The 14141-nt window shown below is 53.8% G+C and carries 13 protein-coding genes; 1 reads left to right on the plus strand and 12 read right to left on the minus strand.

Going from position 1 to position 14141, the window contains the following annotated elements; translation table 11 throughout:
- Positions 1-25: 25 nt before the first annotated feature.
- The 11 genes from folC to leuC all read right to left on the minus strand — a co-directional run bounded on the left by folC (position 26) and on the right by leuC (position 12602).
- Positions 26-1318 (minus strand): bifunctional tetrahydrofolate synthase/dihydrofolate synthase, encoded by a 1293-nt coding sequence (gene folC / locus ELY38_RS12650; RefSeq protein WP_246009137.1) that lies wholly within the window; start codon positions 1316-1318, stop codon positions 26-28.
- Positions 1299-2306: an acetyl-CoA carboxylase, carboxyltransferase subunit beta gene (gene accD / locus ELY38_RS12655; protein WP_127062643.1), complete on the minus strand. Its 1008-nt coding sequence runs from the start codon at positions 2304-2306 to the stop codon at positions 1299-1301. Before accD ends, folC begins: the two co-directional genes overlap by 20 nt.
- Before the next feature lie 92 nt (positions 2307-2398).
- Entirely contained in the window at positions 2399-3202 is an 804-nt protein-coding gene (gene trpA / locus ELY38_RS12660) for a tryptophan synthase subunit alpha (protein WP_127062644.1), read from the minus strand.
- 22 nt (positions 3203-3224) lie between these two features.
- Complete coding sequence (gene trpB / locus ELY38_RS12665) at positions 3225-4484, minus strand: tryptophan synthase subunit beta (protein WP_422822338.1); 1260 nt, start codon at positions 4482-4484, stop codon at positions 3225-3227.
- Positions 4485-4561: 77 nt separating this feature from the next.
- Positions 4562-5203, minus strand: coding sequence for a phosphoribosylanthranilate isomerase (locus ELY38_RS12670; protein WP_127062645.1), 642 nt, complete (start codon positions 5201-5203; stop codon positions 4562-4564).
- Positions 5200-6135: a tRNA pseudouridine(38-40) synthase TruA gene (gene truA, locus ELY38_RS12675; RefSeq protein WP_127062646.1), complete on the minus strand. Its 936-nt coding sequence runs from the start codon at positions 6133-6135 to the stop codon at positions 5200-5202. The genes ELY38_RS12670 and truA overlap by 4 nt, the downstream gene beginning before the upstream one ends.
- Before the next feature lie 28 nt (positions 6136-6163).
- A complete protein-coding gene (locus tag ELY38_RS12680; RefSeq protein ID WP_127062647.1) occupies positions 6164-7882 on the minus strand; it encodes a type IV pilus assembly protein FimV in 1719 nt (572 codons plus the stop codon).
- A 179-nt stretch (positions 7883-8061) separates the two neighbouring features.
- Positions 8062-9174, minus strand: a complete 1113-nt coding sequence (gene asd, locus ELY38_RS12685; protein ID WP_127062648.1) for an aspartate-semialdehyde dehydrogenase — start codon at positions 9172-9174, stop codon at positions 8062-8064.
- Between the two features lie 129 nt (positions 9175-9303).
- Positions 9304-10383, minus strand: a complete 1080-nt coding sequence (gene leuB, locus ELY38_RS12690) for a 3-isopropylmalate dehydrogenase (protein WP_127062649.1) — start codon at positions 10381-10383, stop codon at positions 9304-9306.
- A gap of 116 nt (positions 10384-10499) precedes the next feature.
- Positions 10500-11147 (minus strand): 3-isopropylmalate dehydratase small subunit, encoded by a 648-nt coding sequence (gene leuD / locus ELY38_RS12695; protein ID WP_127062650.1) that lies wholly within the window; start codon positions 11145-11147, stop codon positions 10500-10502.
- A gap of 3 nt (positions 11148-11150) precedes the next feature.
- Positions 11151-12602 (minus strand): 3-isopropylmalate dehydratase large subunit, encoded by a 1452-nt coding sequence (gene leuC, locus ELY38_RS12700; RefSeq protein ID WP_127062651.1) that lies wholly within the window; start codon positions 12600-12602, stop codon positions 11151-11153.
- Between the two features lie 161 nt (positions 12603-12763).
- Between leuC and ELY38_RS12705 the strand changes: the two genes are divergently transcribed.
- Positions 12764-13642 carry a LysR family transcriptional regulator gene (locus ELY38_RS12705; RefSeq protein WP_127062652.1) on the plus strand — a complete coding sequence of 293 codons (879 nt, stop codon included), beginning with the start codon at positions 12764-12766 and terminating at the stop codon, positions 13640-13642.
- 12 nt (positions 13643-13654) lie between these two features.
- Here ELY38_RS12705 and ELY38_RS12710 read toward each other — a convergent pair whose 3' ends face one another.
- On the minus strand, positions 13655-14065 hold the full coding sequence (locus tag ELY38_RS12710) for a VOC family protein (RefSeq protein WP_127062653.1): 411 nt from the start codon (positions 14063-14065) through the stop codon (positions 13655-13657).
- Positions 14066-14141 lie beyond the last annotated feature (76 nt).

Here is a 14141-nt window from a genome sequence, read left to right on the forward strand (position 1 = left end):
CCTCAAGCGAGCTATGCCTTAAAAGCTACTGGGCCTGTGGCAATGGCCGAGCCAGCAGGGCTGCGACTGTAAAAAAGGACCCGGTTGCCAAAACACGATCCTTGGAGGCCAGCAAAGGCGCCAATGCATCAACACCTGCTTCAGGAGAGTCAGCACAGCAATGTACACGTCCGCCCTGGGCGGTAATACGCTTAGCAAGCTCATCTGCCTTACGTCCGCGTTCGCCATCAAGCGTTACGCACACCCAGTCAGTAATACGCGGCGCAAGCGCAGCGATCACGCCATCGGCGTCTTTATCATTTAGCATGCCAATCAGCGCCCATTGACGTCCACCTTCTGGCGGCGCAGGCAACCGGCGCGCCAGATAAGCCGCAGCATGCGGATTATGCCCTACATCAAGGCACCACTGCCCCAGCCACTGCATCCTGCCTGGTAATTGCACTTGCGCCAGAGCGTTTTGCGTGGCTTTTTGCGTTAACACAAGCCCCGTCATTGCCAATGCTTGAAGCGCTGTCGCTGCATTATCGATAGGCAGGCCAGGGTCTGGAAGCGCATCCAGGGAAATCGTATCTCCCTCGGAAGTCAGACCATGCCAACACCATAGTAAATTGCCTTCACTACCCGCACTATGGCTAAACGCGAGCCCCAGACGGTAAACAGGCGCTGCCAGCGCAATAGCAGTATCAGCCACACTGCTGGGCAGCGACTCGCTACCCAATATGGCTGGACGCAAAGGCCGAAAAACTCCTGCTTTTTCAAGCCCGATCTGTGAAATATCGGTTCCCAAAAAGCTGGCATGGTCCTGAGCTATCGTGGTGACCACGGCCACATCAGCGTCAATGATATTCACGGCGTCAAGACGCCCGCCCAAGCCGATTTCAAGTACAGCCAGGTCAAGGCTTTCCTGAGCCAGACACCAGAGAGCGCACAAGGTACCTGCTTCGAAATAGGTAAGGCTTATTTCGGGCGCTTGCAGGCGCGCCCGTTCAACGCGCTCGAAACCCTCGATCAGGGGTTGATCTGCAATTTCCTGCCCATCTATTTTAACGCGCTCGTTATAGCGCAACAGGTGGGGAGAGGAGTAAGTGCCTACGCGAAGGCCATGACCACGAGCAACAGCATCTGCTATGGCAAGGGTCGACCCCTTGCCATTGGTACCGGCTACCACCACTACCTGTTTGGCAATGGGGTTTTCAAACAATCCCATACGCTCAGCAACGCATGCAACGCGCTCGAGGCCTAGATCAATCCCTGTAGGATGCAGGGTCTCTAGATGCTGAAGCCATTCAGTCAAAGATTTAGGCATTGCGGTGGGCATCATCGCTCTTGTCGATTGAATCTGTACCGGCTTCATCACGGATAGCGTCAGCATCAGTGGTACTAGAGGCTTCTACAGCCGAAGGGCCAGCCATGTTAACGCTTTCAACGGCATCATCGGCGTTGACTAGCGCATCATGATGCGTCAGCTTACGCAGTACGCCACCTACACGCGCACGCATTTCGTGACGATGCACGATCATGTCAACCGTTCCGTGCTCCAGCAAAAACTCGCTTCGCTGAAAACCTTCCGGCAGCGTCTCGCGTACGGTCTGCTCGATTACCCGCGGGCCAGCAAAGCCGATAAGCGCATTAGGTTCGGCAATATTCAAGTCGCCCAGCATGGCAAGAGAAGCAGAAACCCCACCAAATACAGGGTCAGTCAGCACGGAGATATAAGGTACGCCCGCCTGTTTGAGCTTTTCAAGCGCAGCCGATGTCTTCGCCATCTGCATCAGTGAAAACAGCGCTTCCTGCATACGCGCACCGCCTGAAGCGGCGAAGCATACCAAGGGGATACCTTCATCCAGAGCAACAGTGGCGGCACGCACGAACTTCTCGCCGACCACAGCGCCCATGGACCCCCCCATAAAGGTAAATTCAAAGGCCACGGCCACGATGGGCAGTCCATCCAGCTCGCCGCGCATGGCAACCAGGGCATCTTTTTCGCCAGTATCCTTTTGCGCTGCTGTTAGGCGGTCTTTATATTTCTTGGAGTCACGAAATTTCAGACGATCAGTGGGCTCAAGCTCCGCTGCAATCTCTGCCCGTCCAGTTTTATCCAAGAACCAGTCCAAGCGTTTACGTGCGGTCAACCGCAAGTGATGGTCACATTTAGGACATACACTGTTATGCTTCTCTAACTCAGGAAGATAGAGAACCGCTTCACACTTGGGACATTTGCGCCAGAGGCCATCGGGCACGCTAGCGCGACGGTCTTTACGCTGGATACGCCCCATAGAGGGCACTATCTTGTCTAACCAGCTCATATCAAAAAGGCTTCCATTTACGTCAATGCCTGGTAACGCCAAGCTTGATGAGTGTCGTCAATCAAATACAGTCTAGACGATGAGGGGCAGCGTCAGGCGTCCATTGCAGTTCGCATCTCTGCTAGTACGCTGTTTAGCTGGCCCGCGATAATTTCGGGTGTTTCTGCATGTTCGGCAATACGATTAACCAGCGCACTGCCGACAATCACCCCATCGGCCACTTTAGCCACCTCTGCAGCTGTGACACCGTCGCGAATACCGAAGCCAACACAGAGCGGCAAATCAGTCATATCACGCAGCGGCGCCAGATGTTCGGCTACATCGCTGGCATTAAGCGTTGCCGCACCGGTGACACCTTTAAGTGAAACATAATAAAGGTAACCTTCACCGTGGGCGCATATTGTAGCGGCTCGCGCATGGGAAGTGGTAGGCGCGATAAGGAAAATCGATGCTAAATTACGTACTTTTAATAGCGGGCCGAACTCATCGGCCTCTTCTGGCGGCATATCGACCACCAGAACGCCATCTACACCAACCTCAGCCGCCCTATCGGCGAAAGCCTCATAGCCAATGCGCTCAATCGGATTTAGATACCCCATCAACACCACCGGTGTAGTGGTATCAGCTTGGCGAAACTCCGCCACCATATCCAGCAGATCCACTAGACGAGTGCCCTTCTTAAGCGCTCGCTCGCAAGCTTTTTGGATCACCGGCCCATCCGCCATAGGATCTGAAAACGGTACGCCAAGCTCAATAATATCGGCACCTGCATCCACCAACGCATGCATAAAGCCAACGGTATATTGGGGCGCCGGGTCGCCTGCGGTAATGTAAGGGATCAGGGCCTTACGGCCCTGTTGCTTAAGTTCACTGAAACGCTGATCAATACGATTCATGTTTGCCCTTAAAAAGCTGCCCTTAAAATTCGATGCCATCAATCCTGGCGACCGTCATGATGTCTTTGTCACCCCGCCCTGAGAGATTGACCACGATGTGCTGGTCAGAACGCATGGTAGGGGCCAATACCTTGGCATGGGCCAGGGCGTGGGCAGACTCGAGCGCAGGCATAATACCTTCCATCTGCGTTAGCTCACGAAAAGCCTCTAACACTTCCTTGTCGTTTGCGGCCACATAGTTTACTCGCCCCACGTCTTTCCATAGCGCGTGCTCCGGGCCAACGCCTGGGTAATCAAGTCCCGCAGAGATCGAATGCGTATCGGACACCTGCCCCGCGTCGTCAGACATCAGGTAGGTGCGATTGCCATGCAGTACGCCTCGCGGGGCATTAGAGGAAAGCGGCGCAGCATGACGGCCGGTCTCAACACCGTCGCCGCCCGCTTCAACGCCATACATCGCAACTGCATCATCCTCGACGAACGGATAAAAAAGCCCAATGGCATTAGATCCACCGCCGACACAGGCGATCAGCGCATCAGGCAAACGGCCAATCTGTTCAAGCGACTGACGCCGCGCTTCGCGCCCCACCACCGCATTGAAGTCGCGTACCAGCTGGGGGTATGGGTGCGGGCCTGCCACTGTCCCGATAATGTAGAAGGTCGTATCAACGTTGGTTACCCAATCGCGCAGCGCTTCATTCATGGCATCTTTTAAGGTGCGGGTCCCCGACTCCACCGGAATTACCCGGGCGCCCAGCAAACGCATGCGATAGACGTTAAGCTTTTGGCGCTGAACGTCTTCGGCGCCCATATATACATCGCACGTAAGTCCCAAGCGTGCGGCGACCGTTGCAGTCGCTACGCCATGCTGACCAGCGCCCGTTTCAGCAATAACCCGCGGTTTGCCCGTTTTCTTGGCTAACAGCGCCTGGCCAATCGTATTGTTTACCTTGTGGGCGCCGGTGTGATTGAGGTCTTCTCGCTTCAACCAGATCTGCGCGCCGCCCAGCGCCCTGGACCATCGTTCGGCATGGTAAAGCGGCGATGGACGCCCCACATAGTGGGCCAGGTCGTGATCAAACTCTGCTTGAAAGGCAGGATCATCGCGCAAGCTTAAGTAAGTTTTCTCAAGATCTTCCAACGCATAGCTTAAAGTTTCTGACACAAACCGACCGCCGTAGGGGCCAAAATGGCCGCGGACATCCGGCATTCGGGTCAGGTCGCTGAACCGGGTTCCAGAAACAGTTTCGTGAGCACCAGTTGCTGAGACAGTCACAGAGATACCTCACAGATTGCCAGCGCAGGCAAATATTGAAAAAACAGGGTACGCAGCTGTACAGGGGCAACTGCGCGGCGTGCTTAGCGAGCGTCGGCCAACGACACTTGATTAACAAACATAGCCATTTCTTCTGCATCCTTACAGCCAGGCGCTTCTTCAATTCCACCTGAAACATCAACAGCATAAGGAGCAACCTGGCCCACGGCGGAGGCAATATTTGCAGCCGTTAGCCCGCCAGCGAGAATAACAGGTTTTGCAAGATTTGTAGGGATTCGCGACCAATCAAACACCTCGCCAGTGCCACCCGGTACGCCTGGGCGATACGCATCCAGCAATAGCGCCTGGGCGCCATGATACTGGTCGGCTGCCTGGTGCAGGTCGATGTCATCACGCATTCGCAGCGCCTTTACCCAAGGGCGATCGAACTGGGCACAAAATGCCGCTGACTCATTGCCATGGAACTGAATCAAATCCAGGTACGGCAGGCAGGCGGTTATTAACTCAGGACTCTGATCGACAAAAAGCCCCACGCGGGTAACAAAAGCAGGCACAGCGGCTGAAAGCATCGCCAGCTGCTCACAGGTAATCGCCCGAGCGCTTTTGGGCCACATTACAAAGCCCAGCGCATCCGCACCCAGCATGACCGCGCGCTCAATATCCTCAGCCCGGGTCAGGCCACAGAACTTGATGCGCGTCCGCTTCCGCCTGCCAATCTGATTCATAAACTCTCCTGAGCTGGATCTGACGCTTTTTTAGTGAAGGTAAGCTTACGACGCGCAGCCACCCGTGGGCTGTCCGGAAGCGCTCGCTCACCCGTCCACTCGCCGGTAAAGGCGAGCAAATTAGGTCCTAACGGCTCTTTAGGCAGATCAAAGCGCTCATCATAAAGCGAGTCGACAAAATGTAACCCACTGGCGGAAGCCGTTACATCCCCAAGCTTACGATTCCTAAGTGCCAGCAATCGTTCAATATAGCCTTCATCCTGGGCGCCACGCCCCACGCTTATCAACGCCCCTGCAATATTGCGAATCATATGGTGCAAAAACGCATTGCCCTGAATATCAATCATCACCAGCGGGCCATAGCGTTTCACATCCACAAAATGCATTTGTCGCCACGGGGTCTTTGATTGACAGCCCGCCGCGCGAAAGCTTGTAAAGTCGTGCTCACCCACCAGCGCCTGGGCAGCACGATGCATGGCGTCAGCATCCAGCGGGTCACGGCACCATGTAACGTTATTGCGCTCAAGTACCGGGCGACTAATCTGGTTGAGCACCAGATATCGATAGCGTCGGCCTAATGCTCCCAAGCGCGAATGAAAGTCATCTGATACCGGCTTGATCCAGCGCACTGCTACATCGCGAGGTAAATTCGTGTTAGCGCCAAAAATCCAGGCTTTTTCAGAACGTTCAGCGGGTGCATCAAAATGAATGATTTGGCGTGTGGCATGAACACCTGAATCAGTACGCCCGCTGGCATGGATCTGTACAGGCGCGTTGGCTACCTTCGTCAAGGCATCTTCTAAAGCCCCCTGCACGGAAGCGGCATGCTTTAAACGTTGAAAACCGCAAAAGCGCGAGCCATCGTATTCAATGCCCATCGCCAAGCGGCCTTTCAGCGGCTGTGTTTCGTCAAAGTGGTAGAACAGGGTCATCAAGCCACGTCATCAAGAGTTCAAAAGGTTAACTATTATCCCGGCCTGAAGGCTTGAATGCTACCTCTTCGATTTTCCACTGAGCTTGCTGCGTTTTGTTTGGCGTATTATTCCCTACAGAGGGCGCCGACGGTGTTGAGTTTGCGGATACAAAACCGGATGAATCAACTGCATCGTTAACTTCTAAGCGATAGCCGGTTGGCGGCACATCATTATTGATGTGCTGTTTTTCCGCTACCAAAGGTTCAAGGCGCTGCCCTGTCAACCCCGCCGCCTGACTTCGGGAAAGATCAGCACGTTCTGATGATTGCTTTATTTCTGCGTCGCCCGAGGTTATTTTCCGGTCACCCTCTTTATCTGCTTGCGCTGCTTGACCGGAAAAAGTGTACCTTATACTTGTTTTGTCTACGCAAGATAACGGTATATTCTCCGATTGAGCTTGGAAGTCCTGTTTACCAGACGACACAACATCAGATCTAAAAGGAGCAGGCCCAGCAAGGGAAATGTCTTCACAGTACTGCTTGTGGCCATGCTCTTCACCCTCACGCTGCTTTCGACGCCATATCAACCCAGCCAGAAGAAGCACTAACGCCAAGCTAATCAGCGGCCACTGATAGCGCTCCAATCCGGTCAGTAATTCGCTTGGGTGTGCACCGTGCTGGTCAATATGCGCAGTCTCAACAGGCAATCCAGCACTTGCAGGCGCTATTGCGTCAGGCAAGGCAGGCTGAAGCTCACTCATGCGCTCCTTGAGTGCGCTGACACTTTCCCGCAGCCCTTCAAGTTCCAGGCGCAGTTGCTCACGCTCTACCTGTGCCTGCTGCCAGTTTGCCTGGCTTTCGTTCAGCTGTGCTGCGAGCTCAGCAATGGCATTGCCTTGTTCAGTCCCTTGGGTTGATTGAGGCACGGCCACAGGAGCTACCCGCGTTTCGACCTGATCGCCTGCCTCTTTTACAAGTTCAGGAGCAGGCTGAGCAGTATGATGCTGTCCATGGGCAACCATTGCCTGTACAGCCTGAGCGGCATCAGTACGTGTGCGTCCGTTTAACTGCGATGCATGGGGCACATTCAACGTTTGCCCCGCACGTAAACTATTGATGTCACCCGCAGGAAAAATAGACGGATTTGCCTCTGCCAGCGCCAGCATCATTTGCGGCACACTAATATGGTCAGGTTTGCTGCGCAGGGCAATTTGCCATAACGTATCGCCCTTCAGCACCTCTACATTTTTCGCACCATTTATAGTATTTAAATTTTCTGACACGAGCACGCTATTGGATGATGTTTCGATGTGGGCGCTAGAAGCAGTGGCTTGACTGGCGGCACCGAGCGCATAATCAGATGGATCAAATAGCAGCGTGACAGGGTGTGTTAGCTGGCCTTCTGGGTACTCAACCGTTAGCAGCAAATCAAGCCAGGGGGCCGAGATAGGCTGAGGTGAGCGCACTACAACCTGACGAACGCCCTGCTGCTCCTGCAGTTCGGTATGTACATTATCGATCTCGGGCATCCACTCTAGTCCCGCAGCGGCGAAAGCAGGCTCCTTGCCAATAGCAACCTCAAGCTCATCCAGCGAATAAGCCTCTGAATCAAGTAAAGGTATGGTTGCGGCTAACGGTGCCTGCAAGGGAGAGGTAACCGAGGCAGGCCCCAACTCAACGGCTAAAGTACAAAAACTAGCGGCGCCCAGTCCAAGTAAAGTGAGCGGTTTACAGGCTATCTGCAGCGATAATTTTTTTCTAAACACGTTATTGATTAGCTCCCTGCCATGTTGCAATCATGCTCCACTCTTCAGTCTAATCATAATTAACATACATTAGAAGCTAGCGCATACTCTTATCTCTATAGAAAACTTGCCTTCGCCGCCACTTACAAAAAAACGGGGAGCTTTTAGCTCCCCGTTTATAAACCTGCATGCTTGCCGGCTTATTGCTCGCGCAGAATCTTCAGCATGCGCTTGAGTGGTTCTGCGGCGCCCCACAAAAGCTGGTCGCCCACGCCAAACGCTGAAAGGTATTCACCGCCCATATTGAGCTTACGCAAACGGCCGATCGGAATATTCAACGTGCCGGTAACGGCAGCGGGCGTTAAACCTGCAACCGTGGCCTCTTTATCGTTGGGAATCACCTTGACCCACTCATTGTGCTGGGCAATGCGTTCTTCAATTTCATCAAGCGGCACATCCTGCTTCAGCTTGATGGTAAAGGCTTGGCTGTGTGAGCGCATGGCACCGATACGCACGCAAAGACCATCAATCGGCACAGGGTTTTCGCCACGGTCCAGAATTTTGTTGGTCTCAACGAAGCCCTTCCACTCTTCACGGCTCTGGCCATTCTCGAGTTTGCTATCGATCCAGGGCAGCAGGCTGCCAGCGAGCGGTGCAGTAAAATTCTCAATCGAGAAGTCATTGCCACGCATTGCGGCGGTCACTTTATGATCAATTTCCAAAATCGCGCTGGCAGGATCAGCCAGTTCGGTGCTAACGCTATCGCGCAGTTGACCCATTTGATTGAGCAGTTCACGCATGTGCTTGGCGCCCGAACCGGAAGCCGCTTGATAGGTCATGGAGGTCATCCACTCGACCATATCGGCTTCAAACAGGCCACCCAGGCCCATCAGCATCAGGCTAACGGTGCAGTTGCCGCCCACAAAGGTCTTGGCGCCCTTGGCAAGCTGCGCATCAATTACCTTGCGGTTAACCGGGTCAAGTATGATGGTGGCTTCGTCTTCCATACGCAGCGTGCTGGCCGCATCAATCCAGAAACCCTGCCAGCCGTTTTTGCGTAGATCCGCGTATACCTGCTTGGTGTAATCGCCGCCCTGGCAGGTTACGATCACGTCCAGCGCTTTCAAGTCTTCAAGGGCAAACGCATCTTTTAACGGAGGTACGTCTACGCCGATGTCGGGGCCAGGCTGGCCTACTTGGGAAGTGGTAAAAAAGACCGGCTCAATGCCGTTAAAATCACCATCTTCCTGCATGCGCTGCATCAGCACAGAACCAACCATGCCACGCCATCCCACGAAACCGACTTTCAACATGTGAAGTCCTCCAGCAAAGAATGAGACCCATATTATACACAGAACTTATAAATGACGTCGGCCACCCCTTTGGGTGGTCGACGTCATCATATCTTTCCAATTAATTAGTTAACATGCTTAACAACACGCTTAACACTTTGCAAATGCGGCCAATACAGCATCGCCCATAGCATCGGTACCGATAGTCTGCATTCCATCAGAAGCAATATCCGCCGTACGCAGACCGTCATTCAATACGCTGCCCACGGCCGCTTCAATGCGTTCTGCCATTGCCGTTTCGTTCAACGAATAGCGCAGCATCATGGCAACAGACAGCATCATGGCCAGTGGATTGGCAATATTTTGCCCTGCAATATCCGGCGCGCTGCCGTGACAAGGCTCATACATACCCTGCCCACTTTCATTCAATGAGGCTGAAGGTAACATACCAATTGAACCTGTGAGCATAGCGGCGGCATCAGAAAGAATATCGCCAAACATATTGCCCGTCACGACGACATCGAACTGTTTCGGCGCGCGTACCAGCTGCATCGCAGCGTTATCCACGTACATATGGGAAAGCTCAACGTCCGGGTACTCAGGCGCCAAGCGCTCCATTACTTCACGCCATAAGATAGTGACTTCCAGCACATTGGCTTTATCCACCGAGCAGAGCTTCTTACCGCGCTTTTGGGCCATTTCAAACGCTACGCGGCCGATGCGCTCAATCTCGCTTTCGGAATAAATATAGGTATTGAAACCTACACGCTTACCATTGCGCTCTTCAATACCCCGCGGCTGGCCAAAATAGATGCCGCCTGTCAATTCACGTACGATCATGATATCCAAGCCTGCCACCAATTCAGGTTTCAGGCTGGAAGCGCTAGCCAGCTGCGGGTAAAGCATGGCCGGACGCAGGTTGCCAAACAAACCCAGATTCTTGCGCAGGCCCAACAGGCCTTTTTCCGGGCGTTTGGAAAGATCTTCGATCTTATCCCATTTAGGGCCACCCACCGCGCCAAGCAGGATAGCGCTGGCCGCCTTGGCTTTTTCAAGTGTTTCAGCGGGCAACGGCTCGCCATGCACGTCGTAGGCCGAGCCGCCGACCAGCGCTTCTTCAACTTCAATATCCAATCCCGCTTCTTGGCACGCTTTTAATAAGCGCGCTGCCTGAGCCGCGATCTCGGGACCGATACCATCGCCGGGTAAAAGAAGCACCTTATGGGTCATGTTAAATCCTTAATAAAGAGTCAGCACGGCTTACCGCCGCTTAGCGCGTTGCCATGAGGTTGCACCACGCTATGTATGTCTTTTTAGCTATTCTAAATGGCTTTTATGTGGCTGTATCAGGCAGGCTGGCGGAACAACCAAGGCCGGGCATCTTTGTGTTTCTGCTCAAAGGCACGGATTGCATCTTCGTCTTGCAGGGTGATGCCGATATCATCCAGGCCATTGAGCAGGCAGTGCTTACGGAACGCGTCCACCTCAAACTCAAGAATTTCGCCACCCGGTGTGATTACCCGCTGGTTCTCCAAGTCGATATCCAGCTGGTAGCCTTCGTTGGCGTCAACGCCGACAAACAGACGGTCGACTTCTTCTTCGCTTAACGTGATTAGCAATATGCCGTTTTTAAACGCGTTATTGTAAAAAATATCCGCAAAGCTTGGTGCAATGACGACTTTAAAACCGAAATCTTCCAGCGCCCAGGGCGCGTGTTCACGCGAGCTGCCACAGCCAAAGTTGCGCCGGGCTAACAACACCTCGGCCCCTTTATAGCGCGGCTGGTTCAGCATGAAATCAGGATTCAGCGGGCGATTGGAACAATCCTGCCCCGGCTGTCCTTCATCTAAATAACGCAGCTCGTCAAACAGGTTAACGCCAAACCCAGTTCGCTTGATCGATTTCAAGAACTGCTTGGGAATAATTAAATCCGTATCGACGTTCGCGCGATCAAGCGGGGCAACCACGCCTTCAAAACGAGTAAACTTTTTCATGGCTTAAGCCTCCTGGGCGTGGGTAGCATCGTTGGCGGATAAACTGCGCACATCAACAAAGTGGCCTGCAATCGCTGCTGCCGCCGCCATCGCAGGGCTCACCAAGTGCGTACGACCACCGTACCCCTGACGCCCTTCAAAGTTGCGGTTGGAAGTCGATGCGCAGTGCTCACCTGCACCCAGCTTATCGGCATTCATGGCCAGACACATGGAGCAGCCTGGCTCGCGCCACTCAAATCCAGCATCGATAAAAATCTTATCCAGGCCTTCGGCTTCCGCCTGGCGTTTCACCAGGCCAGAACCCGGCACTACCATGGCGAGCTTAATCGTGTCGGCCACTTTATTACCTTGGGCAACCTTGGCGGCTTCACGCAAATCTTCAATACGGGAGTTAGTGCACGAGCCGATAAACACTTTATCGAGCTTGATATCGGTGATTTTCTGATTGGCGTGCAGCCCCATATACTCAAGCGCCCGAGTGTGGCTGCGCTGCACGGTTTCATCCAACGCCGCCTGAGGATCCGGCACTTGGCCGGAGATACCGGTGACCATCTCAGGGCTGGTTCCCCAGCTCACCTGAGGCTCGATATCTTCGGCTTTCAGGGTAACCACTTTATCGAACGTGGCATCATCATCCGATACCAGCTGCCGCCAGTCAGCCACCGCCGCTTCCCACTGCTCGGCAGTCGGCGCAAAAGGGCGCTCGGCCAAGTAATCGATAGTAGTGTCGTCGACGGCAATCAAACCTACCCGGGCACCGGCTTCAATGGCCATATTGCACACGGTCATGCGGCCTTCCATGGAGAGCGAGGCAATCGCGCTGCCGGCAAACTCAATCGCGTAGCCCGTGCCGCCTGCGGTACCAATTTCTCCGATTATCGCCAACACCACGTCTTTTGCGGTTACGCCGAGGCCAAGCTCACCTTCCACGCGCACCTGCATATTTTTCATTTTTTGCGCCAGCAAGCATTGAGTAGCCAATACGTGCTCGACTTCTGAGGTGCCGATCCCGTGGGCCAGCGCGCCAAACGCACCATGGGTTGCCGTATGGGAGTCGCCGCATACCACGGTCATACCGGGCAGTGTCGCGCCCTGTTCAGGCCCTACTACGTGTACGATGCCCTGGCGCGGGTCGTTGATCTTGAACTCTTCGATACCGTACTCAACGCAGTTGTCATCCAGGGTCTGCACCTGAATCAACGATACCGGGTCTTTAATCCCACTGTTGCCTTCTGCGCGCTCTTTCAACGTGGTAGGCACGTTATGGTCCGGCGTCGCCAGGTTGGCATCCAGGCGCCATGGCTTACGCTTGGCCAAACGCAGGCCTTCAAAAGCTTGCGGGGAGGTCACTTCGTGAAGCAGTTGGCGATCAATATAAATCAACGCAGTGCCATCATCGCGCTGCTTCACCAAATGCTGATTCCAAAGTTTGTCGTAAAGGGTTTGACCTGACATATGGCTCTCCCGGGCAAGCGCCCTGCTAGTTTTTTGCGCTGACGTCTATGCGCCAGTAATGCAACGAGTGTTACGCGTGTCGCTCATAAAAGCAATTCATGTTATTTATAGATACGATTCCATACTGGAATACAAGCCAGACCTTAGCGACGGAACCTCCCATGGATACCCAAAGCCTACAGGCCTTTTTAGCTGTTGCCGAAGCCCAAAGCTTTTCCCGAGCTGCCGAGCAGCTCTACCTGACCCAACCTGCGGTCAGTAAACGTATCGCCACGCTGGAATCACAGGTAAACACGCGGCTGTTTGATCGGATAGGCAGGCGTATTTTGCTCACGGAAGCTGGCCATCTATTACTTCCCCAGGCCAAGCGGATTCTTTCAGCAGTGGAGGATAGCCGACGCGCACTTGCCAACCTCTCTGGCCAGGTAGGTGGCCGGTTAACGCTGGCAACCAGCCACCATATTGGCCTGCACCGCCTACCACCCATTCTCAAGCACTATACTCAGCATCATCCAGAGGTTGAGCTAGATCTGCACTTTCTCGATTCAGAGTTCGCCTATCAAGGCGTGCAGGATGGCACGCTTGAACTCGCGGTGGTAACGCTTGCGCCCCACCCTATTGAGCAACTCCACGTGGTTAAGCTCTGGCGTGACCGTCTATGCTTTGTTTGCGCCCCGGACCACCCGCTAGCCCACGCCCCTGCTCTCACGCTTGAAATTTTATGCCAGTATAAATGCGTGCTGCCTGGAGCGATGACGTTTACCCGCACGCTGATTGAACAAAGGTTTGCCGAAGCTGGGCTGACGCTGCCGGTGAGTATGGCTACCAACTATTTGGAGACGCTGAAAATGATGTGCAGCGTCGGATTAGGCTGGAGCCTGCTGCCTGAGGGCATGATTGATGACGAACTGGCCGAACTAGCCATAGATACCGCCCCGATACACAGGCCGCTCGGCTACTTGGTGCACACCAACCGCACGCTTTCCAATGCGGCAAGGAAAATGATTGATGCGTTGGAAACAACAATGGAAAAAGGGTGAAATCTTAAACACCTATACCTTATCTACAAGCGCGTCGTATCCACTCCCCAGAAACTCAACAAAGCAGAACCCATGACCAAAAGGGTCAGCCATAAGCGCGAGCTTTCCCCATTCATAGGTAGCGACTGGCTTTTCGATCCGCGCGCCAGCAGAAACCGCCTTCTGAACAGCCGTTTCTATATCATCGACGACGAAATCCAAATGAATGGGCGTCCAGTGTCGCTTGTAACAGCGCTGTAGACTGGTTTCAGGCGCAGCGATTGAATCAGGTGATTTTGCAAGCAGGTAGATCGGCACTGAGCTGCCTGACATCTCAACGCCCAGTACACCAAAACGGCGGCTAACACTCAGCCCGAACGCTGAACGGTAGAATTCGATTGCTATTTCAATATCATCGACATCGATATTAACCAGCAAACTCACTTTTCCTCCTGCCTATCGTTTTCCCTTCAGCCTGTTCGATGGGTATATTCTTTAGCGCTACTTACTACTTACTACT

Origin of the sequence: Vreelandella nanhaiensis (genome assembly GCF_003990185.1) — a bacterium.
GTDB classification, from domain to species: domain Bacteria; phylum Pseudomonadota; class Gammaproteobacteria; order Pseudomonadales; family Halomonadaceae; genus Vreelandella; species Vreelandella nanhaiensis.